This window comes from Sinorhizobium sp. P24N7 (assembly GCF_042436655.1).
GTDB classification, from domain to species: domain Bacteria; phylum Pseudomonadota; class Alphaproteobacteria; order Rhizobiales; family Rhizobiaceae; genus Sinorhizobium; species Sinorhizobium meliloti_A.
Window position 1 is genome coordinate 255095 of sequence record NZ_JBHMIW010000003.1, and the last position, 25351, is coordinate 280445.

A 25351-nucleotide genomic window follows, 5' to 3' on the forward strand; every position below is an offset into this window, starting at 1 on the left:
ACTGAAATGCTCTAACCATTTGATCCAACGCACTTCCACACGGAAAGCAGTTACACACTTTTCCTGGAAGTGCTCTAGACCGGAACGCCGGCCGCTTCCAGATAGAGGGCCTGGAGTTTTCGGGTCATCGGACCGGGCTTGCCGTTGCCGACGACCCGGTCACCGATGCGCACGACCGGCATGACGAGGCTGGAGGCGGAGGTCTGGAACGCCTCGGCGGCGCCCTGCGCCTCGTGGGGCGCGAAGGGGCGCTCCTCGATCGCGAGACCCTCGGCGGCACAGAGCAGCGCGAGGGCACGCTGCGTGCAGCCCGGCAGCGTCGCGCGCGATGCCGCGCGGGTGAGAATGCGTCCGTCACCGGTGATGACATGGGCCGTGGAGGATGCGCCCTCCGTCACCAGCCCGTTCTCCACCAGCCAGACGTCGTCGAAACCGCGGGCGCGCGCTGCCTGCTTCGCCAGGACCTGACCCAGCAGCATGGCCGTCTTGATGTCGCGTCGGCTCCAGCGGGGGTCGTCGGCCAGATCGACCGATATGCCGTCGTGCTGAGCCTTCGTGCCGGTCAGTGTCTTCGCCTGCGTGAAGCCGACGAACCGCGGCACCAGCGCGTCGGAATAGAGAAAGTCGCGATCCGCCTCGCCGCGCGAGACCTGCAGATAGACCGTGCCGTCCCGCAAGCCGTTGCGGGCGATCAATTCTGCCTGGACGCCGGCAATCTCCTTGCGCGAGAGGGCGAGCGGAATGGCGAGTTCCCTCAGCGAACGTTTTAGACGGCCAAGATGCAGGTCGTTGTCGATCATCCGTCCGCCGATAACCGCCGTCACTTCGTAGACGGCGTCACCGAACAGGAAGCCGCGATCGAAAAGCCCGATGCGGGCTTCCTCCTCCGGCAGGAATTGACCGTGGACATAGACGATCCTGCCCATGTGTTCCCCTTGCTGTGCCTGCTGCCCTGCAGCGCCGCGCCTCTTTGGGACGCGCAAAGGTCGCTGCAAAACCGTCAACTTGCCGCATGTCTCGTTTCACCGGTCCGAGGAAAGGAGACATGCGGTCATCACGGAACATAGGAGCGACTTGCCGCGGCTGACCAATTCAATTCGCGCAGCATCCTATGCAAAATTTGCCTGAGATGATTTTCTGTCGGTTGGAGAAGTCTCCTGGTGCAGATCGGCCAAGCGCCTCGTTACCGGCACTGCTTGCGCGGGCCGCCGCTGTAAGGCTTGTAACTATTGTCTTCCGGGCGATAGGAGCGGTAGCGGCTAAAGCAATAGGCAACGTGTTCCTGCGTCAGTCTGATTGCCTCGCCATTGTCGGCCCCATTGTCGGCCGAGTATTCCATCTGCGTCGAGGGGTCATCGGCCTCTTCCACCTCGATACCGCGCGTTACAGGCGAAATATCCTCCGACGGCCCCCATGCCGCATCCATGTAGGGTGAGTTGCAGGTCCGCCTTCCGCCACTGAAAGATCTGTAGCTGTTGTCGAACGGACGATAACTGCGATAGCGTTTCGCGCACCATTCGGCATGAGCGGCGGGCACTGTCGACGCCGTCGGCTGCTCCTGCGCCGCCGGCGGTTGAATTGAAGCGGTGGCCGTCTTGTCCAAAGGCTCCGGGGCGCGTTCCTTTTCGGCCTCGTTGCCCATTGCGGGCGTCTCAGACTCTCTCGAAGCGTTAAGGTCGGTCGGGGCGGAGCGGGCGGGCAGCCGCTCGAATTGCTGGGCCGCTCTGTCGACTGCTCGCGGCTGCTTGGTCCATATTTCCGCCTGGTTCACGTCGAGCTGCGGCTGGCGCGCAGGCTTGCCGGTAAGGAACAAGACTGCGACGACCGCCCCGCTCAGAAACAACGCGAGAGACAGGACGAACCCGCCAAATATCGCCAACGCCGTTTTCACTTGAGCCTCCTTCGTCCTTCCACGAAGAAATGCAAGGGCTCGGTCTCAAGTTCCGACGATGCCTCAGAATGCTTGAGCTTTCGGGATAGTGGGCGGCGGTGCCGGTGCTCCGGTCGACGAAATCCTATGCCGCCTCGGGAATGCGCGCGATGACTTTGATCTCGAAATCGAACCCGGCAAGCCAGTTCACGCCCAGCGCGGTCCAGTTGGGATAGGGTGGAGCACTGAAGATCTGATTCTTGACGGCCATGATGGTTTCGAACTGGTTCTCGGGGTCGGTGTGGAACGTGGTCACATCGACTATATCGTCGAAGGTGCAGCCGGCCGCATTCAGCGTCGCGCGCAGATTTTCGAAAGCCAGTTGGACCTGGCGCCCGAAATCCGGTTCCGGACTACCATCGGAACGGCTGCCGACCTGCCCGGAGACGAACAGGAGGTCGCCGGAGCGGATCGCGGCTGAATATCCGTGAGCTTCGTACAGGGCATGCCGATCGGCGGGAAAGATTGCGTCGCGTCGCGTCATCTGGTCATTCCTTTTCAACGTTTCTGCCGGCGCTGGGTGATTGTGACATCGCGCTGCCGGCTCTACATACGCGGCGTATGTGAACCAGCGTCCGCAGCGTCTGTCAACTCAAATATACGCGACGTATGTGAAACGCCGGGTGCCACCCAAATTGTTCGGACGAACTTCTAAGAGTCGATCAGCCGCTTGCCACCTGCCCGGACACTCGCTGCAATGACGCAAGCGTTTGCCTTATTCGTACCTTGAAAGGGCACGTGCTACGGATTGGCGGCACTCGGGGAGCAGCGCACAACTCAATCCCTTGATCGAGCGTCGAGCTCGAACACATGGTGGTGGATGTGGCCTTCGAACATCTCCAGCAGACCCTTAGTCAGTTCGCGGCTCTCGTAGCGCACCGGCGACTCCAATGCTCGCGCCAAAGCAGCGCGATCATCATAGATGGTGGAAAGGATCATCGCGAAAACCGGTGCCCCTTCGTCCCGGTCGACGGCATGGAGCACCCGGACTTCCCTGACGCCCGGAAAGGCCTGCCACAGAGGCAGCAGCTTCTCCTCGACATAGTCGCGGAATGCCTGCTCCCGGCCAGGATGGATGATCCCCTCGAACAGGGCCTGGCGAACGATCATGATGTCTTCTCCCGCTTCAGTTGACGCTGTTCGGCGCTTTTTCGCCGGCAAAGTGGGCGGCGAGATTTGCAAGCACGAGCTTTCCCATTGCCATGCGCGTCTCGACCGTCGCGCTGCCCTGATGTGGCATGAGCACCGTATTCGGCGTGGTGTGGAATTCGCTTCGGATTGCGGGTTCGTTGACGAAGACATCGAGCCCGGCACCCGCGATCGTTCCGGACCTCAACGCCTCGATCAGGGCCTCCTCGTCGACGACGTTGCCACGCGCGACATTTACCACGATACCCTCGGGACCGAGCGCCTGAAGAAGGGATGCGTCAACGATGTTCTGCGTCGCCGCACTCGCCGCCACGCAGACGGCCAGAACGTCGCTGTCGCGGGCGAGATCGACGGGACTCTGATGCGCGATCCAGTCGACGCCGGAAAGCGCAGACCGATTCCAGTATCGCACCGACATGCCGAAGGCCTCCGCGCGCGACGCGAATGCCCGCCCGATCTGACCAAGACCGAGTACGCCGATCCGCTTCCCCTTCGGGCTGTGGCCGAGCGGTAATTGTTCGCCCGTGGCCCAGCGGCCTTCGCGCACCAGCCTGTCGCCATCGCCGACCCGCCGCAGGACGGCGAGCATGAGCGCGATACCGAGGTCAGCGACGTCGTCCGCAAGGACACCCGGCGTCGTCGTCACATCGATGTTGCGACTGCGCGCGCGGGCGAGATCCACCTTGTCCGTCCCGACTCCGTTGATTGCGATGATCCCCAGTGATGGAAGCTTCTCCATCCATTCATTGGAAAGGCCCGCGCCGCCGCCCGTGGCAACCGCGCGGATCGATGGGAGCGCCGCTTCGAGCGCTGGCCGATCGGCGGCCTGGTAAAGCCTGTGAACCGTATAATTCCGCTGAAGTTCGTCCATGACGAACGGCATCATCGGCTCCACGAGCAATAGATCTGGTTTCACGTTTCGAAACTCCAATTACCGGGGTGTGGCCATCAGGAGATCTGGCCGAGGAAGAAGCGCGTGCGCTCGTGTTGCGGGGCCCCGAAGAAGGCATCGGGCGGCGCAACCTCCAGGATCTCGCCGCGGTCCATGAAGACGACACGATCGGCGACGCTTCGCGCGAAGCCCATCTCGTGCGTGACGCAAAGCATGGTCATGCCTTCGTTGGCGAGATCCACCATCGTGTCCAGGACCTCCTTGACCATCTCCGGATCGAGAGCCGAGGTCGGCTCGTCGAAGAGCATGATCTTCGGGTTCATGCACAGAGCCCGCGCGATCGCGACGCGCTGCTGCTGTCCGCCCGAAAGCTGCGCCGGATATTTCGCGGCCTGCTCGGGGATGCGCACCCGTTTCAGATATTTCATCGCCGTCTCTTCGGCCTCTGCCTTGGCGAGACCCCGAACCTTCATGGGAGCCAGCGTGCAGTTCTCCAGCACCGTCATGTGCGGGAAAAGGTTGAACTGCTGGAAAACCATGCCGGTCTCCTGCCGGACCAGATCGACGTTCCGTCCGCCGGCGGTCAGGTCGTGACCGTCCACGACGATCCTGCCCGAATGAATGGTCTCGAGCTGGTTGATGCACCTGATCAACGTCGACTTGCCGGAACCCGATGGTCCGCAGATGACGATCCGTTCACCGCGGCCGACCGCCAAGTCGATGTTCTTGAGCGCGTGAAAGGCGTCATACCACTTGTTGACGCCCTCCATGCGGACGGCCGGGTCCGAAGCCTCGCGCGAATCCGGGGGCGAGGCGTTTTCGCGTTCCGTGTTCATCGCGAGGGCTCCATTCTTATTTCGCTTCAGTGACGAATTCCGGCAGCGGAGAGCCGAGCCACTTCTCGTGGATGGCGTTGAGTTGTCCGTCCGCCTTGACCTTGTCGAGGAAGCCGTTGACGAAGTTCAACATCTCGCTCGATCCCTTGCGAACGGCGATACCCTGAACCTGCTGGCTAAGCTGAAGCTTCTGATTGAACCGCCCCGGGGCGGCGGCTTCGATCTGGGCCGCGACGACATTGGAAACGCCGATCAGTTCGACCTGTCCGGAAAGGAGCGCTTGCACCGCACTGGCGTCGTCGTCGAAGCGTTGAATGTTGGCGTCCTCAGGGGCAATCTTTGTAGTCGCCGTGTCCTGCGTGCTGGCACGGGCGACGCCGATCGTCTTGCCGGCCAGATCTTCAGGCTTTGTGACGTCCAGGTCGGCGGCGCCGAACACGCCGATCGAAATGCCTGCGTAAGGTTGCGAGAAGTCGACGTTCTTGGCGCGCTCCTCGGTGATGCCTAGCGAGGCGACCAGCAGATCCACCTGGTTGCTCTGCAGGTAGGGGATGCGGTTGGGTCCCGTCACCGGCACGATCGTCACTTCGACTCCGAGCTCCTTGGCAAGCAGCTTCGCAACATCGGCATCGTAACCATCCGGCTGGTTGTTCGCGTCCATGATCCCGAACGGCGGGAAATCGACCAGCATGCCGATCTTCACCGTTCCGGCCGATTTGATCGCCTCCACCGTCTGCGCTGCGGCGGGCGCCACCAAACCCGCGACAATCGCAGCTCCGAGGACAGATATTGCCATGCGTCTCGAGATATTCATTAGCCCTTCCCTTCTCGTATGCCGGCCCTCCCGCCGGCGGGGCCCGTCAACGTGCCGTTGCCCGGGAAAAACGGGTTTCCATCCGGCGTGCGATCAGCGACAGCGGCCAGCAAAGCAGAAAATAGACGGCGGCAACGGTGCCGAAGACCAGAAACGGACTGAACGTCGCATTGTTGATGATCTGCCCTTGTCGGGTCAGTTCGGTAAAGCCGATGATCGATGCGAGCGAGGTGCCCTTTATGAGTTGCACGAGGAAACCGACAGTGGGCGCGACGGCGATACGGGCCGCCTGGGGCAGGATCACATGACGCATCGACCGAAAATAGCGCAGGCCGAGCGCTGTCGCCGCCTCGCGCTGTCCCTTCGGCACGGCCTCGATGCAGCCCCGCCAGATCTCGCCCAGGAAGGCGCTGGCGTGGAGCGCGAGCGCAATCGTCGCGGCGATCCAAGGATTGATCGAAAAGCCGAAGATGTTCATGCCGAAGAAGACCAGAAAGAGCTGCATCAGCAGCGGGGTTCCCTGAAAGACGCGGATGAAGCCCGTCGCGGAGAGACGCAGCACTCGCGTATCGGCGACGCGCATCAATGCCACCAGTAGTCCGCCGACGCTGCCGCCGGCAAAGGCGATCGCGGAAAGGGCGATCGTCCACTGTGCCGCGGCGACGATGACGAGAAACTCGTTCCAGCCGAAGGCTCTGATCATGACAGTGCTCCTAACGGCCGAGGGGATATTTGAAGGCCATTTTCTCGACCGCATAAAACAGCGCGGAGAAACCGACCGACAGGGCAAGATAGATCAGAGTGACCGCGATATAGACCTCGAAGCTCGCAAAGGTCGCGGACTGAAGGTCGTTGCCGGCCGCAGCCAGGTCATCCGCCGAAATCACCGACACGACGCTGGTATTCAGCATCAGATAGATGAACTGGCTGGTGAGCGCGGGATAGACGGTGCGCAAAGCCGGCTTCATGACGATGTAGCGGAAAATCTGGGCCCTCGACAGCCCAAGCGCCCAACCGGCCTCCACCTGTCCCCTGTGAATGGATTCGATCCCGGCGCGGATGATCTCCGTGCCGTAGGCGCCGAAGTTGACCACCAGCGCCAGCAGCGCCGCACTGTTCGGCGAAAGCCTCAGGCCAAGCGAAGGCATGCCGAAGAAAATGAAGAAGATCTGCACGAGGAAAGGCGTGTTGCGGATAATCTCGATATAGCCATCGATCACGGTACGCAGGATCGCCGGTCCTGCTGTCTTTCCCCAGGCGCAGAAGACTGACACGACGAGGCCGATCAACATGGCTGCACATGACAGGCGAACCGTGAGCCAGGCGCCGATCAGCAACTGGTCGAAGGACGCGAGCACAGGCGCGAAGTTGAACTCGTACATGCCGGGACCTCCTCCCACACTACCGCCGCCACACCTCGCGCTTCCCGCGATATGCGTCAGTTAGATCGATCTAAAATGTTTCGTGACGTGCGTCAACCGCAAATGACGTCCGGGATCGGGCGCGGTCAGGCGGGCCGGCCGCAGGACTGCCGAATGTTCAGCGTCGTGTCGTTCACCATGCGCCGCGGCGGCAAATCCGGATTGGCGATGCGCTCGACGAGGAGCAGCGCCGCCTTTTCGCCGATCGCAGTCGGGCCGGTCGAGACCGAGGTCAGTCTCGGCCGGATGGCCTCGGCGTCAGCCACGTCGTCGAAGCCGATCAGCGAGAGATCGCGTCCGATCGTCAGTCCGCAATCGTGAAGTCCTGCGGCAAGGCCAAGAGCGACAAGATGATTGAAGCAGATCACGGCAGTCGGCTGTGTGGCCTTTGCAAACAGAAGGTGGGTCGAGCCGGCGATTTCTCCGAGCTGTGCCGGCAAATGGATCAGGATCTCGGGATCGAACCCCTTTGCCAGCATGGCGGCACGAAAGCCGTCCACGCGCTCCCGATAGGCAGAATGAACCGGGCCGTGGGCGGCAAAGGCAATCTTCTCATGACCGAGCGTTGCGAGATAATCCACCGCCTGACGCATGCCGCCGGCATAATCCACGCCGACATAGTCCATATCGGCGGAAATGTGGCGCAATACCTGGACGACGGGCATACCCCACGCCGCCAACTGCTCGGACAGGTCGGGTTCGGTGCCCGCGGCGGGGCAAAGAACGACCCCGTCCACCCCATGTTCGCGCATGCGCTGGAGCAGCATCGCCTGCCGCTCCACCCTCTCCCCGCTATTGGCGAGAATGACCACCTTGCCGGTGGCCCCGATAGCCTCCTCGATACCTGAAAGGAGTTCCGCGAAGAATGGATTGGTGAGATTTGGGACGATTGCGCCGATGATCTGGCTGCGTTCGACGCGCAGGCGGGCTGCGCCGATGTTGTAGACATAGCCCAAATCCCGCATCGCCTGCTCGACTCGCGCGCGCGTCTCACTGCCGACCAGCGGGCTCTTGCGAAGAACGAGAGAGGCGGTCGCGCGGGAAACATTGGCATGCCGCGCGACATCCAGAAGCGTGACGCGAGGCTTCTTTCGTTCTTGGAAAGACATTGGATACCGATCGGGTAAAAAAGCGTGGAGAGGACTATAGTCGACGGGCGAACACTAGGGCAAATCGAGCGAAGCTGCGCAACGGTTTCCGCCCGGCGCGGCGCCCGGGAGCCCGCGGCTGACGACATGCTCAGCCAGATTTCGCGGCGATACGCGTGGAGACGCTCAGCGATTCACCCGGCCCGAGAATCTTGAGGCCGCGGGCTTCGGCCTTGCCGGGAAGGTTGAACGCATCGACGGGGTGCGTCACCGGTTCGAAGCAGAAGAAGCCGGCGTCGGCAGCCGGTGAAAAGACGACGTATTGGCGCAGCGCCTCGCTCGCATCCACGTCCGCCACGAGCCCACGCCTCGGCCAGTGAATGCGGGCCTTGCCGTCCCAGCCGTCGAACCAGTTGTTGATCCATCGCTCCGGCAATGGCTGCGGCCTGCTGAAATCCATTTCCGGATGTGCGGCTATGGCATCATAGGCCTTTGGCAGGTGATCGGATTGCTCCAGCCAGACGCCGCGGGCGGGCGCGTGCAGCGTCGTATCCGGCTCGCGCACGAACCAGGGATGAAAACCGGCGCCATAGGGCAGACGGATCCGGGCGCGGTTGACGAGGCTCAGCTCCATCGCCAGGCCGGCGCTCTCCAGGCGGTAGGACATCCTCGCATCGTACCGGAAAGGCCCCGGTCCTTCTGCCGAAAGGGTGAGCGTGATCGAATCCGCGCTCACGGAGGCAACGTCCCACGCGGCCGAAAAGCCGTTCCCGTGGATCGGGTATGGCTCCGTCTCCACGTTCCGGGGCAGGGCATAAAAGGTTCGGTCAAACGTGAACCCGCCGCCGGAAACCCGCCCGGAAAAAGGAACAAGCAGAATGTTCGAAAGCGCGAGGGGATGCGCGGTGGACGGATCGACCCTGCGGAAGATCGGTTGCCAGGAGCCATCGTGCAGCACGTCGAATGCCGTCAGCCCGGCGCCGAGATCGGGCCGCAGGACGATGCGTGCATCGCCGTTGGAGAGCTCGATCGCCGGCATCACCAGCCGCCGTCGATCGCGATGTTCTGGCCGGAAATCATGTCGGAGGCAGGCGAGACAAGGAAGTGGACCAGGTCGGCGACGTCGGAGGGCTGGATGCGCGCCTTCAGCGACTGGTTTTCGACGATCCAGTCATTGTATTGTTGCAGGCGGTCGGCAAAGACCCGCTCTTCGGCGTCCGAAACCACCGCGCCCGGCGACACCGCGTTGACGCGCACGCCGTGCGGGCCGAGTTCGCGCGCAAGCGCCTTCGTCAGCCCCAGCATCGCGCCCTTGGACGCCACATAGGGCACATAGCCGTCCCAGCGGCCGTTCAGCGTCAGGGAGCAAAAGTTCACGACCTTGCCGTAGCGCTTTTGCTTCATCCCGGGCGCGACGGCCCGGGCAAGCGCGAAAGCCGCCGACGAGTTGACGCGGACCTGGTCCTCGTATTCCTCCAGCGAAAATTCCTCGAAAGGCTTATTGATGATGAGCGCCGCATTGTTGATGAGAATATCGATGCCGCCATGCTCGCGGGAAAGCGTAGCTGCGCGCTTTTCCGCCGAAGCCAGGTCGTTGAGGTCCTCGCCGACATAGATCGCGCTCACACCGTGAGCCGCGGCGACACGCGCCGCGAAGCCCTCCCCGGCTTCGGAGCCGGGCCTGTCGAGCAATATCAAGGCGGCGCCGGCGCGCGCCAGCCGCTCGGCCTGGGCGCGGCCGAGGGTGCCGAGCGCACCGGTAATGAGGGTGGTCTTTCCGGAAAGCTCTGTCATCGTTACCTCACAGAAGCGCGTGAACCTCGTCTATCGACGTCTCGGCGGTCGGCTTGTCGAACACGATCTCGCCGCGTGCCATGGCGACGATGCGGTCGCAGGATTGGAAAACGTGCTGCATGTTGTGCGAGATGAAGATCCCGGTCAGGCCCTGCGCCTTCAATCCGCGAACGAAGCCGATCACCTTGTCGGTCTCCTTGACCGAAAGATGGTTCGTCGGCTCGTCCAGGATCAGCACCTTCGACTTGAAGTGCATGGCGCGCGCGATGGCTACGCCCTGCCGCTGGCCGCCCGAAAGCTCGCCGACCAGCGCATCCGGCGAGCGCAGATGCAGATCGACATCGGCGATGGCACGGATGCTTTCGGCGCGCATGCGCTTCTGGTCCATGATGCCGATGCCTAAGACCGACCATTTCATCGGCTCGCGGCCGATGAAGAGATTGCGGGCGATCGACATGGATGGGACCATGGAATTGTACTGATAGATCGTTTCCAGCCCGTGGCGCATCGCATCCTTGGGGCTGCGAAGAGCCACCTTGCGGCCTTCGATCAGCACGTCGCCGGAATCCTGATGGTGAACGCCCGAGAGAATCTTGATGAGCGTCGACTTGCCGGCGCCATTGTCGCCGACGAGGCCGACGGTCTCGCCGGGGTGGATCGTGAGGTCGACATTCTTCAGCGCATGCACGCCGCTGTACCATTTCTGGAGGTTGCGGCACTCGATGATCGGCGTGGTCATTTGTGCGCCTCCACCTTGATCTTGCGGGACATTTTGCCCATCCAGGCATTGGCGATGACGGCAAACATGGTGAGAACCCCGATCGCGAACTTGAACCAGTTGGCATCGACACGGGAAAGGACCAGGCCGTTGTCGATCGTGCGGATCAGAAGGGTGCCGATGATGGCGCCGAAGACCGTCCCGATCCCTCCTGCGAGCGCCGTACCGCCGATGACGGCCGCGGCGACCGCCTGCAATTCCAGCCCTTCGCCGATCGACGGCAACGGCGAACCGAGACGCAGCACCTGAAGCAGTCCCGCAAAGCCCGCCAGTACCGAGCAGAGCATAAAGCAGACGATCTTCACGCGCTTGACCGGAATGCCCATGGAGGCGGCGGCCTCGTTGAAGCCGCCGGTCGCCCGGATCCAGTTGCCGAAATTGGTGAGCGACAGCAACGCCGCCACGAGTGCGGCAATGACCACGAACCAGAGGAAGGACATGCGGAAGGGCGAGCCCTGCCAGATATAGTCCGTGAAAAGCCAGGTCGGCAGGTCGGGCGGCAGAAGCGGGGGAAAACCGCCTGATATGACGATGGTCAGCGAGCGCGCGATGAAGAGCATCCCTAGCGTGGTGATGAAGCTCGGTATCGAGAATTGCAGCGTGACATAACCATTGATGAAACCGATCGCCCCGCAGATCATGAGACCGAGCAGCACCGCGACGGTGAAGGGCACGCCGGAATTCAGTATCACCGCCATCGACATGGGCATCAGCGCAAAGACGGACCCGACCGACAGGTCGAATTCGCCGCAGATCATCAGGAGCGTCACGCCGATGGCGACGAGCGCCATTTCCGGCAGAAGGCCCAATACGCCGCGCATGTTTTCGAAGGAAAGAAGAATGCCGTTCGACTTCGCCTGGAAGACGAGAACGAGGACGATCAGCAGTGCAAGGCCGGCAAGCTCGGGCTTGTCGAGATAGATTTTCAGAAATCGCTTCATGGGCTGCCACTCATGGTTCGGCGTCGTGCCTGACCGATCACGACGATCTCAGGTCGGGTGCCTGAGATCGTCGACGCGATCGATTCCGAGAGCTGGGACGGGATACCGGCGGAAAGCCGCATGAATTCCCCCCGGCTCCGGTTTCGAGCTCGGGCAAGACGCCTGTTGCTTATCGGGAGCGCCGGATCAGCGCAGACCCTGCTTCGCCAGTTCGAGGATCGTCGGCACGTCCTTCGGCGTGACGATGCCCTGCCCCGTATCGACATCGGAGGGTGTCAGGCCGGCGGTTTTCCAGAGATAGGCCTGCATGACCGGGATGAAGCCCTGCATGTAGGGTTGCTGGTCGACCTGCACCTGAACATAGCCGGCCTCCATCTGCTGCAGCACCTCGGGCACGAGGTCGAAGCCGCCGAGCAGGACCTTGCCGGGCTCGATGCCGCGATCCTTCAGGACCTTGGCGACGCCGGCATGCCAGTAGCCGGTATCGAAATAGGCGGTCGTGTCCGGATTGGCATTGAGATAGGCGCCGATGCGGTCGGCGGTAAGCGCGAGGTCGGTGGCCGAATCGATGCGGGTGATGTTCACCTCGCGGTCGGAATGCTCGGCCTTATATTCCTCCAGAAATTTCGTGACGCCGCCGGCGCGCTGCTCGGACCAGGTCTGGCCCGGCGCGTTGACGCCGACCAGCAGGTTGAGCGGGCCCTCCTTCGGGAAGTTTTCCGACTGGGCCTTGGCGAGCGAGTAACCGGCCGCGGTGAAGCCCTGGCCGATGAAGGCCTTGCGGGCGTTCCCCTTGGCGCCTTCGCTGTCGTCGACATTGACGGCGAGCACCAGGATGCCGGCGTCGACGGCTTCCTTGATCACGTTGTCATAGGCATTGTTGTCGACGATCGCGACGAAGATCGCGTCCGGCCTGGAGGCGATCGCCGCCTGCAGATTGGCGACGGCCTGCTCGACCGCGCCTTCCGTCTGCGTGAGGATCAACTGGCACGAGGCGCCGACCTTTTCGCAGGCGTCGTCATAGCCCTTCTTGACCGCCTGCCAGAACGTGTTCGAGGCCGACGAATGGCTGACGAAGGCGATGCTGAGACCTTCCGCGCTGGCGGCTGGAGCCATCAGCGTCAACCCCAGGGCCGTTCCTGCTATCAATTTCCTGATCATGATGCGTTACCTCCCGTTGAACATCGATCATATTGCGGCGGCCGGTCACCCCGTGCCGTCGAAGAACTCCGCCCGCGATCGCGCGATCTCGGGCAAAGATTTCAGAATTTCGCGCAGATGCATGCGCAGCGCCTGCTCTGCCCCGCCGACATCACCTGCCGCGATCGCATCGACGATCTGCTCGTGCTGTTCGATCAGCCGGCCGATCTGCGGGTCGTCGACGCTCAGGAACCGGACGCGGTCCATCTGCGCCTTGACGCTTTCGATGACGCTCCAGGCATAGGCGCGGCCGGCGGCCGTCGCGAGCGTGTGGTGGAAGAGTTCGTCCAGCCGCAGGAACGCGGCGCGATCGTCATGCGGCACCTGCTTCTGGCGGGCGATCTGTTCGCGCAGTTCGTCGACGATCGCCACCTCATGCTCGCCGGCGACCTGGCGCACAATGTCGGCCTCGATCGCCTCGCGCACGAAGCGCACGTCCATGACCGATGCCGTCGAAATCCGCGTCACATAGGTGCCGCGTTGGGGCAGCACTTGGACCAGCCCCTCCTCTGCCAGCTTGATGAAGGCTTCGCGAACCGGTTGGCGGCTGATCGACAGGCTTCTTGCTATCTCGGCTTCGGAAATGCGCGCGCCGGGCACCAGCTCCGCCTGGATGATCTGCTCGCGCAGGATGCGATAGACCTGCGGACCGACAGCTTCGATCGCGGACAGAACGCGCTGCGGTTTAATGTTCTGCATCCGGCCCCCCTCCAAGCTTCCGGCAGTGTTGGCCTACTACCATACAAGCTGGTCGAACTTCAATCCTTCGAACTGCGCCGCGACACTTCGAATTTCCGGTCGAGATCGGGAGCGAGGTCGACCCCGTGCCCTGCCCCCGGCGGAATGGTAATCATGCCGTTCGTCACAGTGGGCAGCTGCGTCGTAAGATCGGCATACCAGGTCTTGTAATAGGCACGCACGCTTTCCTGGACGAGCGCATTCGGAGCATTCAGCGACAGATGCGTCGAGGCTGCGAGCACCACAGGGCCGGTGCAATCATGCGGCGCGACCGGAAGGTGCCAGGCTTCCGCCATGGTGGCGATCTTCTTTGCCTCGGAAATCCCGCCGCACCAGGAGAGGTCGAGCATGACGACCCCGGCCGCATCCGTTTCCATGAGATCGCGGAAGGCCCATCGGGTCGCGAGCGTTTCCGACGCGCAGAGCGGCGCGCGGCTTGCCGCCGCGTAGCGCTTCAGACTGGAGAGCGAGTCCATCTTGATCGGGTCTTCATGCCAGAAGGTGGCATAGGGCTCGAGTGCCCGGGCGATCTGGATGGCGGGCGTCAACTGCCACATGGAGTGGAACTCGACCATGATGTCGATGCGGTCGCCGACGCGCTTGCGGATCTTCTCGAAGGGCTCCAGCGCCTTGCGCAGGTCCGGCCCGGAAATATACTGGCCGCCGCTTTTCTCCGCCGCGATATCGAACGGCCAGATCTTCATGGCAGTAATGCCCTCCGACAGGAGATCCTCGGCGAGTTCGTCCGCCCGTTCCAGAAATCCGTTCAGGTCGTCATAGTCGCGCCGCGGGCCGCCGATGCCGTAGTTTGCCGTCTGCTGGCCCTTCGCGTCGCGCATATAGGTGTTGCCGGCGCAGGTGTTGTAGGTGCGGATCTCGCGCCGCGAGAAGCCGCCGAGAAGCTGGGCGATCGGCAGGTTCGTCGCCTTGCCGAAAAGGTCCCAGAGCCCGATATCCACCGCCGAATTGCCGCGCATCTCCGCCCCGGTCGAGCGGAAGCCGAGATAGCCTGTCAGATCCTTCGAGATGCGGTCGATCTCCAGCGGGTCGCGCCCGACGAGTTTCGGGGCCACCACCTCGTGAATGTAGGTTTCCACGGTCTGCGCCATGAAGAAGGTCTCGCCAAGTCCGACAAGCCCCTCGTCCGTGTGGATGCGGACCCACAGAATATTGGGAAAGTCGCGGACGCGGACCGTTTCTAATTCCGTGATCTTCATGCTCAATAAACTCCTGCCGCCAAAAGCGCCTTTACCGTCAGATCGAAATGCTCGACCATCGCCTCCTCGCCTTTCGCCGGGTCGCCGTTGGCGATGGCCTGCGCGATGGTCATGTGGCCGTCGATACTTTCCTGCCGCGTCTCATTGCTGGCGCGGCTCGCCCAGCCGATGGGCCAGGTATGGCGCGTCACGACATGGAAGGAGCCGACGATCAGCGCGAACATCGGGTTGCGGGACGCCGTGCCGATCGCTTCGTGAAAGGCGATATCATGTTCCATGACCCTGACCGGCTGGTCGAAATCCCGCTGCATCGCTTCGGCAAGCGCGACGATTTCGGCGGCCTCCTTGTCGGTGCGGCGCATGGCTGCCAGCACGACGGTGCGGCGCTCGACAGTCCGGCGGACATCGAAAATCTGCTGGATCGTCACCTGGTCGGTATGCACGGCATGGTCGGTCACCAGGGCGAGCACGTCCGCCTTGGGCGCGGCCACCCGCGGACGCCGGCCATTACCGATGTCGATCAGCGTCAGCGCGGCGAGCGAACGATAGGCCTCGCGCACGACGCTGCGGGATACGCCCAGCTTTTCTGCAAAGGCTCCCTCGCTCGGCAACGAATCGCCGACCTGAAGACCGTTCTCGCGAATGTGAACCTTCACGGCAGTCATGACGCCGCCGAGCAGTCCATCCGCGCCGGACCGTCCGGATGAGGACTCTTCCTCCGCCTTGAGCTCTATCAAGTTAACCTCCTACCTATCAGATAGGTTTGCGATGACCTGTGAATAGATTTGCCTTCGGCTGTTGTCAACGCCGAATTGCAAAATCTGTTTGGAAGGCACGGAAGTAACCGCTCGACAGAAGCGGCCTAACGGGCATCGCCTCCCGTATCCGACGCGAAATACGCCGAAAACCGCTGAGCAAGCTCGCCCAGATCGACCATCGCGCGCCGCAGATGCAGCCGCATGATCTCCTGCGCGCTGGTCGCGTCCCCTTCGCTCACAGCCTCGAGAACGCGCCGGTGATCCTCGACCAGCTGGTCGAGTTGCCCCGCCTGTATCGACAGACGGCGGACCCGGTCCATATGCTTCTTGGCATCCGAGATGAAGGCCCAGACTCCGTCGCGGCCCGCGAGGCTGCAGTAAAGCGCGTGCATGCGTTCGTCGCACTCGAAAAACAGGTCGGGGTTGTCCTCGAGGACAGCAAGCTCCTGCTCCTCGATGGCCTGCCGTATGCCGAGCAGGACGCGGCGGTTCGATTGCTGCGCCGCTTCGGCAACGATCGCCAGCTCCAGCTGTTCGCGAACGAACTGGGCGGTCCTGACCGCGTCCATGCGGATCGGCGCCACCACGACGCCTGCCCGGGACCGGAGGTCGACAAGTCCTTCCGCACTCAGCCGCGAAAGGGCCTCGCGCACGGGCGTGCGGCTGACCCCCAGCAGCCCGGCCAGCGCATGCTCGCCGATCGGTTCGTTCGGCTTCAGTTCGAGCCCGATGATCTTGCGCGAAAGTGTGCGGTAGCAATGCTCCGCGGCCGAGATTTTTATGTCACGCGTCATAAATTGAAAGTCCTATGTATTTTTGCATGCAATTGTTCATCGCGAGCAGATTACCCGCACAACGTTTCGTTTGCTACTCGCCATTGAAGCTCCTTGACGCTTTCTGAAATCTTGCATACAAGAATGCAAACGGGTTTGGGAGGACACCAATGACCAACCGCAAGCGGCGACGTCCCGCAGCGTTGCATACCGGATTCATGGCGCGGCCATGAGTGCCACGGTTTCCCTGCTCCTCGATGCGAAGGACATCGTCGGCGAGAGCATTCTCTGGTCCGGGGACGAGAAGGCGCTTTACTGGGTCGATATCGTCGGCAAACGCATCCATCGGCTCGAACCCGAAAACGGCCGTCATGACACATGGCCGACGCCGGACTTCGTGACGTCGATCGGCATGCGGGCGGATGGCGGGTTCATCGTCGGCCTCAGCCGCAACGTCTGCCTATGGACGCCTGGCGGGCCTTTCGAGGCGTTTGCCGTGCCGGAGCCGGATCTGCCGGAAAATCGCCTCAACGAGGGTCGGGTCGCACCGGACGGCTCCTTCTGGGTCGCGACGATGCAGAGCAATCTTGACGCAAGCGGCTCACCGAAGGCCCTGGACCGGCAATCGGGCGCGGTCTACCGCATCGATCCCGCCGGTCACGTGTCGCAGCTCACGCCCAACGAATACGGCATCACCAACACCATGGGCTGGACGCGGGACAACCGCTTCTTCTTCGCCGACACGCTCGCCAACGAGATCTACGTGTTCGATTGCGATCTTGCCGCCGGGAGAATCGACAACCGGCGCACCGTCGTGGCCGGCTTCGCCCGCGGCCTGCCGGACGGCTCCTGCCTCGATGCGGACGACCGGCTCTGGAACTGCCGGGTGGCGGGAGGCGCAGCCGTCGCGGGCTTCGACGGAACCGGCCGTCTCGTCCAACTGATCGAGCTGCCGGCAAGCTGGCCGACGAGCTGCACATTCGGCGGCACGGATCTTTCCACCCTCTATGTGACCTCGGCGCGTTTCACCATGACGAACGATCATCTCGATACGCATCCGCTGGAGGGCGGGCTCTTCGCGGTCGAGGGCGTGGGGCACGGCGTCGAAGAGCCAAAATTCGGGCCGGCGTCCGACAAGTTCCCCTCTGTTACGGAGACAGCGTGATGAGCGATTTCAACGGCAAGAGCATCGTCGTCACCGGCGGCAGCCTCGGCATGGGTCTCGCCTGTGCCCATCGCTTTGCTGCCGGCGGCGGCAAGGTGACGATCGTGGCAAACGACAAGGCTTCGGTCGACGAGGCCGTTGCTTCCATCGGGGACAATGCCGCCGGGTTCGTCGGCGACGTCCGCTCCAAGGACGACATGGAAGCGGCGGTTCAGACCGCGGTATCGCGCCATGGGGGCGTCGATATTCTTGCCTGCTGCGCCGGCATCCAGCGCTACGGCACCGTGGTCGACACACCGGATGAAGTCTGGGACGACGTTCTCGACATCAATCTGAAGGGCATCTTCCTCGCCTCCAAATTCGCCATTCCCGAAATGCGCAAGCGCGGCGGCGGCGCGATCGTCGCCATCTCTTCCGTGCAGGCCTATGCTTCGCAGGCGGGCGTCGCCGCCTATACGGCGAGCAAAGGCGCGATCAACGCACTCGTGCGCGCCATGGCGCTGGATCACGCCGGGGACAATATTACTGTCAATGCCGTCTGCCCCGCCTCTGTCGATACCCCGATGTTGCGCTGGGCCGCCGATCTGTGGAAAGGCGAAGGCACCGCCGAGGCGACCCTGGAAGCTTGGGGAAGAGGACATCCGCTGGGCCGCGTCGGCAAGCCTTCCGAAATTGCCGAACTGGTTGCCTTTCTTGCCGGCGATAAGGCCCGCTTCATCACGGGCGCCGACATCAAGATCGACGGCGGCGTTCTTTCCAAGCTCGGCATCGTCATTCCAGATTGACCGGAGGTCCGTCATGAAACCGCTTCCCGATTTCCGCTCGAAAGACTTCCTGCGCGCCCATATGCGCGAGATCATGGATTTCTACCATCCGATCTGCCTCAACGAGGAAGACGGAGGCTATTACAACGAATACCGCGACGACGGTTTCATCACCGACCGGAAGACCCAGCATCTCGTCTCCACCACGCGCTTCATCTTCAACTATGCCACCGCCGCGGTGCTCTTCGAGCGCCCGGACTTCGCGGAAGCGGCCGCCCATGGCGTAAGATATCTCGACGAGGTTCACCGCGATCCGAAGCATGGCGGCTATTTCTGGCTGATGCGCGGCCGCGATGCGGTGGATGCGACGAAGCATTGCTACGGCCACGCCTTCGTCTTGCTCGCTTATGCGACAGCCATGAAGGCCGGAATTCCCGGTATGGACGCCCGGGTTTCGCAGACCTGGGAACTTCTTGAAAGCCGCTTCTGGGAGCCGGACCGCGAACTCTACAAGGACGAAATCAGCCGCGACTGGGGGGCGACTTCGCCCTATCGGGGACAGAACGCCAACATGCACATGACCGAGGCGATGCTGGCCGCCTATGAGGCGACCGGCGAGATCCGTTACCTGGACCGCGCCGAAACCCTCGCCCGGCGCATCTGCGTCGAGCTTGCCGCCAACGCTCAGGACGTGGTCTGGGAGCACTATCGCGAGGACTGGTCGATCGACTGGAATTACAACGAGGACGATCCGAAGCACCTCTTCCGGCCCTACGGCTACCAGCCGGGCCACATGACGGAATGGACCAAGCTGCTCCTGATCCTCGAGCGCTATCGCCCGCAGGACTGGATCCTGCCGAAAGCCATCCTTCTCTACGAGACGGCCTTGGCAAAGAGCGCCGATCTCGAATTCGGCGGCATGCATTACAGCTACGGCCCCGACGGCAAGCTCTACGACCTCGACAAATATCATTGGGTCCATTGCGAAACGATTGCCGCCGCGGCCGCGCTCGCCGCACGCACCGGACGGGAGCGCTACTGGCAGGATTACGACAGGCTCTGGCGCTACAGCTGGCGGCACCTGATCGATCACGAAAATGGCTGCTGGTTCCGCATTCTCTCGCCCGACGGCGTGAAGCAGAGCGACATCAAGAGCCCTCCAGGCAAGACCGACTACCATCCATTCGGTGCCTGCTATGAAATCCTGCGCGTGCTGGGGGAGGCGCAATAGCAGGGCGACCTTTTTCGGCCAGCGCCGACGGACACGGCCGGCGCCCCGCACCCTAACCTTCGCACCCGACAGCCTGCATTGGAGCCTCCCATGAAGCGACCCAGGATCACCGATATCCGCGCGACCACCGTCACCGTTCCGCTGGAGGCGCCGCTGCGTCATTCCAATGGTGCACATTGGGGGCGGTTCGTCCGTACGATCGTCGAGGTGGAAACCGATGTTGGCATCGTCGGTCTCGGCGAAATGGGCGGAGGCGGGGAGAGCGCCGAGGCAGCGTTCCGGGCGTTGAAGCCCTATCTCGTCGGCCACGATCCCTTCGAGCTGGAAAATCTCCGCTTCATGATCTGCAATCCGACCGCCAGCCTCTACAACAACCGCACCCAGATGCATGCCGCCATCGAGTTCGCATGTCTCGACATCATGGGCAAATTTCTCGGCGTGCCGGTCTGCGATCTCCTCGGCGGCAAGATGCGCGATGCGGTTCCTTTTGCCAGCTACATGTTTTTCCGCCTTCCCAACAAGGACACCGGCGAGGGCGAGACGCGCACGGCCGATCAGCTCATCGAGCAGACGCTGGCGCTGAAAAAGAAATGCGGATTCACCTCGCACAAGCTGAAGAGCGGCGTCTTCGCGCCGGATTACGAGCTGGAGGTCTTTCGCGCATGGGCGAAGGCCCTCGGTCCCGACAGCGTCCGCTACGACCCGAACGCGGCGTTCAGCGTCGAGGAGGCGATCCGCTTCGCCAAGGGCATCGAGGATCTCAACAACGATTACTACGAGGACCCCACCTGGGGATTGAACGGCATGCGGCGCGTCCGTGAGAACACGACCATGCCGCTCGCCACCAATACCGTCGTGGTGAATTTCGAGCAGCTCGCCGCCAACATCCTCAATCCCGCCGTGGACGTGATCCTGCTCGACACCACGTTCTGGGGCGGCATTCGCCCCTGCGTGAAGGCGGCGGGTGTCTGCGAGACCTTCCAGCTTGGCATCGCGGTTCATTCATCGGGCGAACTCGGCATTCAGCTCGCGACGATGCTGCATCTCGGCGCGGTTCTCCCGAACCTCGTCTTCCACGCGGATGCGCATTATCACCAGCTGACCGACGATATCATCGTCGGCGGTCCGATGCGCTACGAGAACGGTGCCATCAAGGTACCGACGGCGCCCGGTCTCGGAGTCGAGCTCGATCGCGACAAGCTCGGGCAGTACGCCGACCTCCATAAGACGCTCGGCGGCTATCCCTACGACCGGGATCCCTCCCGCCCCGGCTGGTTTTCCGTCGTCCCGAACACCCGATGGGCGGATCCCAACGACGATCGCGCCGTCGATTACTGAGGCTGCACCCGGGACCTATTCGCAACCTCACCGAAATGGAACCCATCCTGCCGAGACCTGATCGTCGTCATTCTAGTAACCGGGGCAAACGGAAGAGAATTGCGATGTGTCTCACCTGACGGCCGACCGCTTGGAGCTGGAAACTGTTCCAACTCTGAAAGGTGGCATATCTGCGAGAGCAGCCGGATATTGGCCGAAGGCTCAGGCTTTAAAACTCGGACCTGGGGCAGCGCAAAAGCCGATACCCACTGTTCAGTGCTCCATGAATGCCATGGTCAAAATTCGGTCTTCCGTCATGTCGGCTCGGTCGACGACGCCGGCGAGCCGTCCCTTGGAGAGAACGGCGACGCGATCACACAGCGCCAGGATCTCCGGGACCTCCGACGAAGCGATGAGGACGGTCAGCCCCTTTTCCGTTTCCCGGGCGACGATGTCGTAGAGCTCGGACTTCGCGCCGACATCCACTCCGTGCGTGGGCTCGTCCAGGAGCAACAATCGCGGTTCGGCCATGAGGGCGCGGGCGAAGATCGCCTTCTGCTGATTGCCGCCCGAAAGCGTCGAGATCGGTTGCGTGTCGCGAACCATGCGAATGCCGAGCGTTTCGCGATAGAACGCCATACGCCCGGCCTCTCCTGCCCGATCGGAGAACAGGCCCTTCGAAAAACGGCGCAGGCTGCTGATCGCGGCATTGTCGCGCACCGAATGCTGCGGCAGGATGCCTGCCGTCTTGCGGCCTTCCGGCACGAGCGCAATCCCCGCCTTCACCGCCTCGCTCGGGTCGGCGAAGGCCACCTTTTCTCCGAACAGCGAGATGTCGCCGGCCTTTGGCCGGTGCACCCCGTGTATAAGCTCCAGCAGCTCGGTGCGGCCGGCACCGACGAGACCGAACAGGCCGAAGATTTCGCCTTTGCGAATGTCGAGGCTGATGTCGTCCAGCAGACGATCGTCCGACAATCCCGCGACCGACAGCGCAGGCGTCCCGCTTGCAAGGGAACGCTGCCTGTACTGGTAGATGGCGGGCTTCCCCGTCATGTCCTTGATCAGCTGTTCGCGGCTCGTTTCGCCGGGGCGTCGCTCGCTGACGATCGCCCCGTTCCGCAGCACGACGACCCGGTCGCAAAGGGCCATCGCCTCCTCGAGGCGATGCGTGATGAAGATGATGGCCGCTCCTGCCTCTCGCGCCTCGCGGACATAGGAGAAGAACCCGGTGACCTCGTGCGGCGTCAGGGATGACGTCGGCTCGTCGAGGATCAGCAACCGTGGCTTTCTTGCCGCCGCCTTGGCGATCTCGACCAGCTGCTGTTCACCCGCCCGCAGGGTCCCTGCTTCCCGGTCCGGCTGGATGTGACCGGCGCCGACCCTTTGAAGCAGGGCACGGGACGCGTGCTGCATCAAGTCGATATCGACGAGGCCCATACCGGTCCGCGGCATCCGACCGAGATGCAGGTTCTCGGCGACGCTCAGCGCGCCGACGACAGACAGTTCCTGATGAACGAAGCTGACGCCCGCTTCGATGCCTTCCGACACTGAGCCGAAACGGACCGACAGGCCGTCCATTTCGATCGTGCCACCGTCGGCCTGAAGGCCGCCGGACAGAATATGCATCAGCGTCGATTTGCCGGCGCCGTTTTCACCGAGCAGGCCCACGATCTCACCCGCCTTCAGGTCGAGGTCGACCGAGTGAAGTACGGAATTGCCCGAGAAACTCTTGGCAATCCGGCGCGCGCGAAGGAGCGGCACGGAGACGGCGCGCGCGGCTTCTGCGCCGGGCGCAGCCGCCGCGCGTGGGCTGTTACTTGGCGTCATCGGGCGTCAGCAGCTTTCCGGTCACCGGGATGACCTTTGCGGGCGGCTCCTGGCCGGCGACGATATAGTTGTAGAGCATAACGCTCGAATCGAGCGCCTGCTGGTAGGGCGCCTGGTCGAGCAGGCCGACCATCTCACCGGTTTTCAGGTACTGGATATTGTCGGGCGTATGGTCGAAGCCGACGACGCCGACCTTGCCGGTCAGGTTGAGATCCTTGACGGCCTTTGCCGCACCGAACGGCCCGCCGGCGGTCACGTAGACCATCGAGAGATCCGGATTGGCGGTCATCATGTCCTGGACGAGCGAATAGGCCGACTCCGCCTTGTCCTTGTTCTCGAAAGGACCGACGATCTGAATGTCCGGGGAGTTCGCCTTCAGATATTCCAGCGCGCCGTTCATGCGCTGCGTGTGCTGGGTGGCGCCGAAATAGCCGGTGATGACGCCGAGCTTGCCCTTTCCGTTCATCTTCTTGGCGATGAATTCGCCGATCTGCTTGCCGGCCGAGGTCGCATCCTGGCCGATGAAGGCAAGGCGCTGCGATTCCGTCGCACCTTCCGCAATGATGTTGAAGACCGGCACGCCCTCTTCCGTGGCTTCGTTGATAATGCGCGCCGTGCCGTCGAAGATCGGCACCACGACGATGCCGTCATATTTCTTGGCGAGTGCGCCCTCGATGCCGGCGACGACCGCCTCGGCGGAGAGGTCGTCCCCGAGATCGACGAAATCGACCTTGGCGTCGTATTTCGACAGATAGTCGTTCGCCGCCCTCGCCCCTTCCGTGACCGGGGTCCAGAACGGATTGTTCTGAAACGACAGGAACGCGATCCTCACCGGCCCCTTGGTGTTTTCCACCGCGGCGACGGTGCCGCCCTGCGGTGCTTCGCCCGCCAGCGAAGGCAATGTGACCGCCGCAACGGCCGCAGCGGCAAAGGCCATGGTTTTAAGTCTCTTGAGCAACATGCTTGTCTCCTCCGATAAATGATCAGTCGTCGTCGCCGCCGCGCTGCAGCCCGTCCAGCCCGACGGCGAAGATGATGACGAGCCCCTTGGTGACGACCTGCCAGTAGGCAGAGATGCCGAGGAGCACAAAAGCGTTGTTGAGCAGCGCCATGAGCAAGGCGCCGATCACGACACCGAGGATCGAACCGCGGCCGCCGCTCAATGCGGTGCCGCCGAGGATCACGGCGGCGATGACGTCCAGCTCGTATCCCATGCCGAGATTCGGGTCAGCGCTTGCCAGGTTGCCCGCGAGGATGAGCCCGCCGAGCCCTGCCAGCAGGCCGCACAGCGCGAAGACGAACAGCCGGGTCGAGCGCAGGTTCACGCCGGCAAGACGGGAGGCCTTGGGATTGTCGCCGATCGCATAGATCTCCCGGCCTGTGACGGTCCGGCTCGCGAATACATGGACGATCGCGGCGAGCACGATCATCAGCAGGAAGGACACGGGTATGTCGAAGATGCGCCCCGCACCGACGAACTCGGCAAAGCCGCCAAACGATACAGGGATGCCGCCGGTCATGAGGAGCGCGATCCCGCGCGCGATCGAGAGCGTGCCGAGCGTGGCGATGAAAGGATTGATTTTCAGCCGCGTGTAGAGAAGTCCGTTGGCAAGACCGCAGGCGAGTCCGGTCAGAAGGCCGCCGACGAGGCCGACGGTCTCGCTGCCGGTGTCGCGCATCAGCACGGCTGCGACGACAGCGGACAGACCGATGACCGAACCCACGGAAAGATCGATGCCGCGGGCGATGATGACCAGGGCCTGCCCCAAGGCGACGATCGCCACGACCGAGGCCTGGCGGCCGACGTTCAGCAGGTTGCGCGGCTCCAGGAAATAATCGCTGGCGAATGTCAGATAGAGCGCCACGACGGCGAGCATGGCAAGCACCGATGCTTCGCGATGCCGGCCCAGTCCTCGTGCGAAGGTCAATGCTGACTGCATCGTCATCACCGCCTTTCGAAATTGGGGGCGCGCTTCTCCTTGAAGGCCGCCCGGCCCTCGGCCGCGTCCGCGGTCGCAAAACAGATCGTCTGCAGATCGCGTTCGTATTCGATAGCCTTGTCGAGCGGCATCGAAACCGCCGCCTTGAGGTTGGCCTTCGCCGTTTCCGCCGCGATCGGTGCCCGCGAGGCGATGATTTCGGCGATCGCGCGGGCACGTTCCAACAGGTCGGTCTGGGGAACGACCTCGCTGACCAGCCCCCAGGCCAGCGCCTTGCCCGCCGGTATCGGGTCGCCCGTCATCAGCATGAGCGCGGCATTCGAGGCGCCGATGGAATGCATCAGATGTGCCGCCATGCCGCCGCCGCCGATCCATCCGAGCTTGATCTCCGGTGCCGCGAACTGCGCGTTTTCCGAAGCGATCCTGATGTCGCAGGACATGGCCGTTTCCAGGCCGCCACCGAAGGCATAGCCGTTCACCGCGCAAATCGTCGGCTTGAGCAGGGCGCGGAACGCATCGCAATAGTCCGGCCGATTGCGGAACTGCCAGGGCGTCCGGTAGGTGTCGAGCTCGCGGATATCGGAGCCGGCGCAGAAGGCGCGATCACCGGCGCCGGTAAGGATGACGCAGCGAATGCGGTCGCTGTCGTTGCTTTCCTTCACGGCCTCGACGATCGCATCGGCCATTTCCGGCGTCACGGCATTGAGCTTCTGGGGCCGGTTGAGGGTGATCGTGGCGATTGCACCGTCCACGGCATAAAGAACGTCGTCGGTCATTT

Annotated in this window: 27 protein-coding genes; 4 read left to right on the plus strand and 23 right to left on the minus strand. The window is 62.9% G+C overall.

The features are described from left to right. Positions 1 to 74: 74 nt before the first annotated feature. The 19 genes from ACFHWW_RS06355 to ACFHWW_RS06445 all read right to left on the minus strand — a co-directional run bounded on the left by ACFHWW_RS06355 (position 75) and on the right by ACFHWW_RS06445 (position 16350). The gene (locus ACFHWW_RS06355) at positions 75 to 926 is read right to left on the minus strand and encodes a D-amino-acid transaminase (RefSeq protein ID WP_379937697.1); all 852 of its coding nucleotides are present in this window, start codon (positions 924 to 926) and stop codon (positions 75 to 77) included. 257 nt (positions 927 to 1183) lie between these two features. Next, positions 1184 to 1891, minus strand: coding sequence for a BA14K family protein (locus tag ACFHWW_RS06360; protein WP_379937698.1), 708 nt, complete (start codon positions 1889 to 1891; stop codon positions 1184 to 1186). A gap of 124 nt (positions 1892 to 2015) precedes the next feature. Continuing rightward, positions 2016 to 2414, minus strand: coding sequence for a RidA family protein (locus ACFHWW_RS06365; protein WP_275598656.1), 399 nt, complete (start codon positions 2412 to 2414; stop codon positions 2016 to 2018). Between the two features lie 293 nt (positions 2415 to 2707). After that, positions 2708 to 3040 (minus strand): hypothetical protein, encoded by a 333-nt coding sequence (locus ACFHWW_RS06370; RefSeq protein WP_379937699.1) that lies wholly within the window; start codon positions 3038 to 3040, stop codon positions 2708 to 2710. A gap of 16 nt (positions 3041 to 3056) precedes the next feature. Beyond that, positions 3057 to 3995, minus strand: a complete 939-nt coding sequence (locus tag ACFHWW_RS06375) for a 2-hydroxyacid dehydrogenase (protein ID WP_379937700.1) — start codon at positions 3993 to 3995, stop codon at positions 3057 to 3059. Between the two features lie 32 nt (positions 3996 to 4027). Then, on the minus strand, positions 4028 to 4807 hold the full coding sequence (locus tag ACFHWW_RS06380; RefSeq protein ID WP_102762030.1) for an amino acid ABC transporter ATP-binding protein: 780 nt from the start codon (positions 4805 to 4807) through the stop codon (positions 4028 to 4030). Positions 4808 to 4823: 16 nt separating this feature from the next. Then, the gene (locus ACFHWW_RS06385) at positions 4824 to 5621 is read right to left on the minus strand and encodes a transporter substrate-binding domain-containing protein (RefSeq protein ID WP_198516857.1); all 798 of its coding nucleotides are present in this window, start codon (positions 5619 to 5621) and stop codon (positions 4824 to 4826) included. Between the two features lie 46 nt (positions 5622 to 5667). After that, positions 5668 to 6324: an amino acid ABC transporter permease gene (locus tag ACFHWW_RS06390; protein WP_018096512.1), complete on the minus strand. Its 657-nt coding sequence runs from the start codon at positions 6322 to 6324 to the stop codon at positions 5668 to 5670. A gap of 10 nt (positions 6325 to 6334) precedes the next feature. Beyond that, complete coding sequence (locus tag ACFHWW_RS06395) at positions 6335 to 7003, minus strand: amino acid ABC transporter permease (protein ID WP_100674071.1); 669 nt, start codon at positions 7001 to 7003, stop codon at positions 6335 to 6337. Between the two features lie 125 nt (positions 7004 to 7128). Further along, the gene (locus ACFHWW_RS06400) at positions 7129 to 8151 is read right to left on the minus strand and encodes a LacI family DNA-binding transcriptional regulator (RefSeq protein WP_379937701.1); all 1023 of its coding nucleotides are present in this window, start codon (positions 8149 to 8151) and stop codon (positions 7129 to 7131) included. Between the two features lie 130 nt (positions 8152 to 8281). Then, the gene (locus tag ACFHWW_RS06405) at positions 8282 to 9169 is read right to left on the minus strand and encodes an aldose 1-epimerase (protein ID WP_379937702.1); all 888 of its coding nucleotides are present in this window, start codon (positions 9167 to 9169) and stop codon (positions 8282 to 8284) included. Further along, positions 9169 to 9924, minus strand: coding sequence for an SDR family oxidoreductase (locus ACFHWW_RS06410; RefSeq protein WP_102762026.1), 756 nt, complete (start codon positions 9922 to 9924; stop codon positions 9169 to 9171). The genes ACFHWW_RS06405 and ACFHWW_RS06410 overlap by 1 nt, the downstream gene beginning before the upstream one ends. A gap of 7 nt (positions 9925 to 9931) precedes the next feature. Beyond that, positions 9932 to 10663, minus strand: a complete 732-nt coding sequence (locus ACFHWW_RS06415) for an ATP-binding cassette domain-containing protein (protein ID WP_102762025.1) — start codon at positions 10661 to 10663, stop codon at positions 9932 to 9934. Beyond that, positions 10660 to 11643 carry an ABC transporter permease gene (locus tag ACFHWW_RS06420; protein WP_102762024.1) on the minus strand — a complete coding sequence of 328 codons (984 nt, stop codon included), beginning with the start codon at positions 11641 to 11643 and terminating at the stop codon, positions 10660 to 10662. Before ACFHWW_RS06420 ends, ACFHWW_RS06415 begins: the two co-directional genes overlap by 4 nt. Positions 11644 to 11829: 186 nt before the next feature. After that, the gene (locus ACFHWW_RS06425; protein ID WP_102762023.1) at positions 11830 to 12804 is read right to left on the minus strand and encodes a sugar ABC transporter substrate-binding protein; all 975 of its coding nucleotides are present in this window, start codon (positions 12802 to 12804) and stop codon (positions 11830 to 11832) included. Between the two features lie 45 nt (positions 12805 to 12849). Further along, positions 12850 to 13542 carry a GntR family transcriptional regulator gene (locus tag ACFHWW_RS06430; RefSeq protein WP_102762022.1) on the minus strand — a complete coding sequence of 231 codons (693 nt, stop codon included), beginning with the start codon at positions 13540 to 13542 and terminating at the stop codon, positions 12850 to 12852. A 59-nt stretch (positions 13543 to 13601) separates the two neighbouring features. After that, positions 13602 to 14798, minus strand: coding sequence for a mandelate racemase/muconate lactonizing enzyme family protein (locus tag ACFHWW_RS06435; RefSeq protein WP_102762021.1), 1197 nt, complete (start codon positions 14796 to 14798; stop codon positions 13602 to 13604). Positions 14799 to 14800: 2 nt separating this feature from the next. Beyond that, a complete protein-coding gene (locus tag ACFHWW_RS06440; RefSeq protein WP_018096518.1) occupies positions 14801 to 15535 on the minus strand; it encodes a FadR/GntR family transcriptional regulator in 735 nt (244 codons plus the stop codon). A gap of 125 nt (positions 15536 to 15660) precedes the next feature. Next, complete coding sequence (locus tag ACFHWW_RS06445) at positions 15661 to 16350, minus strand: GntR family transcriptional regulator (protein WP_102762020.1); 690 nt, start codon at positions 16348 to 16350, stop codon at positions 15661 to 15663. 208 nt (positions 16351 to 16558) lie between these two features. On the opposite strand from ACFHWW_RS06445, the gene ACFHWW_RS06450 reads away from it, so the two are divergent. From ACFHWW_RS06450 to ACFHWW_RS06465, 4 genes are all read left to right on the plus strand, one after another. Then, the gene (locus tag ACFHWW_RS06450) at positions 16559 to 17494 is read left to right on the plus strand and encodes an SMP-30/gluconolactonase/LRE family protein (protein ID WP_102762019.1); all 936 of its coding nucleotides are present in this window, start codon (positions 16559 to 16561) and stop codon (positions 17492 to 17494) included. Then, positions 17494 to 18279 (plus strand): SDR family NAD(P)-dependent oxidoreductase, encoded by a 786-nt coding sequence (locus ACFHWW_RS06455; RefSeq protein ID WP_102762018.1) that lies wholly within the window; start codon positions 17494 to 17496, stop codon positions 18277 to 18279. The genes ACFHWW_RS06450 and ACFHWW_RS06455 overlap by 1 nt, the downstream gene beginning before the upstream one ends. A 13-nt stretch (positions 18280 to 18292) precedes the next feature. Next, positions 18293 to 19489 carry an AGE family epimerase/isomerase gene (locus ACFHWW_RS06460; protein WP_379937703.1) on the plus strand — a complete coding sequence of 399 codons (1197 nt, stop codon included), beginning with the start codon at positions 18293 to 18295 and terminating at the stop codon, positions 19487 to 19489. Positions 19490 to 19579: 90 nt separating this feature from the next. Continuing rightward, positions 19580 to 20827, plus strand: coding sequence for an enolase C-terminal domain-like protein (locus ACFHWW_RS06465; RefSeq protein WP_338280027.1), 1248 nt, complete (start codon positions 19580 to 19582; stop codon positions 20825 to 20827). A gap of 252 nt (positions 20828 to 21079) precedes the next feature. On the opposite strand, the gene ACFHWW_RS06470 is transcribed toward ACFHWW_RS06465, so the two are convergent. Genes ACFHWW_RS06470 through ACFHWW_RS06485 form a run of 4 tightly spaced genes read right to left on the minus strand, consistent with a single transcriptional unit; the run spans position 21080 to position 25349 of the window. Continuing rightward, positions 21080 to 22633 carry a sugar ABC transporter ATP-binding protein gene (locus ACFHWW_RS06470; RefSeq protein WP_338280030.1) on the minus strand — a complete coding sequence of 518 codons (1554 nt, stop codon included), beginning with the start codon at positions 22631 to 22633 and terminating at the stop codon, positions 21080 to 21082. Then, positions 22620 to 23594 carry a sugar ABC transporter substrate-binding protein gene (locus ACFHWW_RS06475; RefSeq protein ID WP_338280032.1) on the minus strand — a complete coding sequence of 325 codons (975 nt, stop codon included), beginning with the start codon at positions 23592 to 23594 and terminating at the stop codon, positions 22620 to 22622. Before ACFHWW_RS06475 ends, ACFHWW_RS06470 begins: the two co-directional genes overlap by 14 nt. Positions 23595 to 23616: 22 nt before the next feature. Next, complete coding sequence (locus tag ACFHWW_RS06480) at positions 23617 to 24579, minus strand: ABC transporter permease (RefSeq protein WP_338280035.1); 963 nt, start codon at positions 24577 to 24579, stop codon at positions 23617 to 23619. Then, positions 24579 to 25349 carry an enoyl-CoA hydratase/isomerase family protein gene (locus ACFHWW_RS06485; RefSeq protein WP_338280036.1) on the minus strand — a complete coding sequence of 257 codons (771 nt, stop codon included), beginning with the start codon at positions 25347 to 25349 and terminating at the stop codon, positions 24579 to 24581. Before ACFHWW_RS06485 ends, ACFHWW_RS06480 begins: the two co-directional genes overlap by 1 nt. Positions 25350 to 25351 lie beyond the last annotated feature (2 nt).

What these genes read in the sequence shown, in the direction of transcription:
- ACFHWW_RS06485 (WP_338280036.1), bottom strand. Translation starts at nt 25,349, where the DNA reads ATGACCGACGACGTTCTTTATGCCGTGGACGGTGCAATCGCCACGATC.
- ACFHWW_RS06415 (WP_102762025.1), bottom strand. Translation starts at nt 10,663, where the DNA reads ATGACCACGCCGATCATCGAGTGCCGCAACCTCCAGAAATGGTACAGC.
- ACFHWW_RS06425 (WP_102762023.1), bottom strand. Translation starts at nt 12,804, where the DNA reads ATGATCAGGAAATTGATAGCAGGAACGGCCCTGGGGTTGACGCTGATG.
- ACFHWW_RS06380 (WP_102762030.1), bottom strand. Translation starts at nt 4,807, where the DNA reads ATGAACACGGAACGCGAAAACGCCTCGCCCCCGGATTCGCGCGAGGCT.
- ACFHWW_RS06400 (WP_379937701.1), bottom strand. Translation starts at nt 8,151, where the DNA reads ATGTCTTTCCAAGAACGAAAGAAGCCTCGCGTCACGCTTCTGGATGTC.
- ACFHWW_RS06420 (WP_102762024.1), bottom strand. Translation starts at nt 11,643, where the DNA reads ATGAAGCGATTTCTGAAAATCTATCTCGACAAGCCCGAGCTTGCCGGC.
- ACFHWW_RS06370 (WP_379937699.1), bottom strand. Translation starts at nt 3,040, where the DNA reads ATGATCGTTCGCCAGGCCCTGTTCGAGGGGATCATCCATCCTGGCCGG.
- ACFHWW_RS06435 (WP_102762021.1), bottom strand. Translation starts at nt 14,798, where the DNA reads ATGAAGATCACGGAATTAGAAACGGTCCGCGTCCGCGACTTTCCCAAT.
- ACFHWW_RS06460 (WP_379937703.1), top strand. Translation starts at nt 18,293, where the DNA reads ATGAAACCGCTTCCCGATTTCCGCTCGAAAGACTTCCTGCGCGCCCAT.
- ACFHWW_RS06390 (WP_018096512.1), bottom strand. Translation starts at nt 6,324, where the DNA reads ATGATCAGAGCCTTCGGCTGGAACGAGTTTCTCGTCATCGTCGCCGCG.
- ACFHWW_RS06445 (WP_102762020.1), bottom strand. Translation starts at nt 16,350, where the DNA reads ATGACGCGTGACATAAAAATCTCGGCCGCGGAGCATTGCTACCGCACA.
- ACFHWW_RS06455 (WP_102762018.1), top strand. Translation starts at nt 17,494, where the DNA reads ATGAGCGATTTCAACGGCAAGAGCATCGTCGTCACCGGCGGCAGCCTC.
- ACFHWW_RS06480 (WP_338280035.1), bottom strand. Translation starts at nt 24,579, where the DNA reads ATGACGATGCAGTCAGCATTGACCTTCGCACGAGGACTGGGCCGGCAT.
- ACFHWW_RS06430 (WP_102762022.1), bottom strand. Translation starts at nt 13,542, where the DNA reads ATGCAGAACATTAAACCGCAGCGCGTTCTGTCCGCGATCGAAGCTGTC.
- ACFHWW_RS06450 (WP_102762019.1), top strand. Translation starts at nt 16,559, where the DNA reads ATGAGTGCCACGGTTTCCCTGCTCCTCGATGCGAAGGACATCGTCGGC.
- ACFHWW_RS06475 (WP_338280032.1), bottom strand. Translation starts at nt 23,594, where the DNA reads ATGTTGCTCAAGAGACTTAAAACCATGGCCTTTGCCGCTGCGGCCGTT.
- ACFHWW_RS06410 (WP_102762026.1), bottom strand. Translation starts at nt 9,924, where the DNA reads ATGACAGAGCTTTCCGGAAAGACCACCCTCATTACCGGTGCGCTCGGC.
- ACFHWW_RS06465 (WP_338280027.1), top strand. Translation starts at nt 19,580, where the DNA reads ATGAAGCGACCCAGGATCACCGATATCCGCGCGACCACCGTCACCGTT.
- ACFHWW_RS06385 (WP_198516857.1), bottom strand. Translation starts at nt 5,621, where the DNA reads ATGAATATCTCGAGACGCATGGCAATATCTGTCCTCGGAGCTGCGATT.
- ACFHWW_RS06365 (WP_275598656.1), bottom strand. Translation starts at nt 2,414, where the DNA reads ATGACGCGACGCGACGCAATCTTTCCCGCCGATCGGCATGCCCTGTAC.
- ACFHWW_RS06405 (WP_379937702.1), bottom strand. Translation starts at nt 9,169, where the DNA reads ATGCCGGCGATCGAGCTCTCCAACGGCGATGCACGCATCGTCCTGCGG.
- ACFHWW_RS06355 (WP_379937697.1), bottom strand. Translation starts at nt 926, where the DNA reads ATGGGCAGGATCGTCTATGTCCACGGTCAATTCCTGCCGGAGGAGGAA.
- ACFHWW_RS06470 (WP_338280030.1), bottom strand. Translation starts at nt 22,633, where the DNA reads ATGACGCCAAGTAACAGCCCACGCGCGGCGGCTGCGCCCGGCGCAGAA.
- ACFHWW_RS06395 (WP_100674071.1), bottom strand. Translation starts at nt 7,003, where the DNA reads ATGTACGAGTTCAACTTCGCGCCTGTGCTCGCGTCCTTCGACCAGTTG.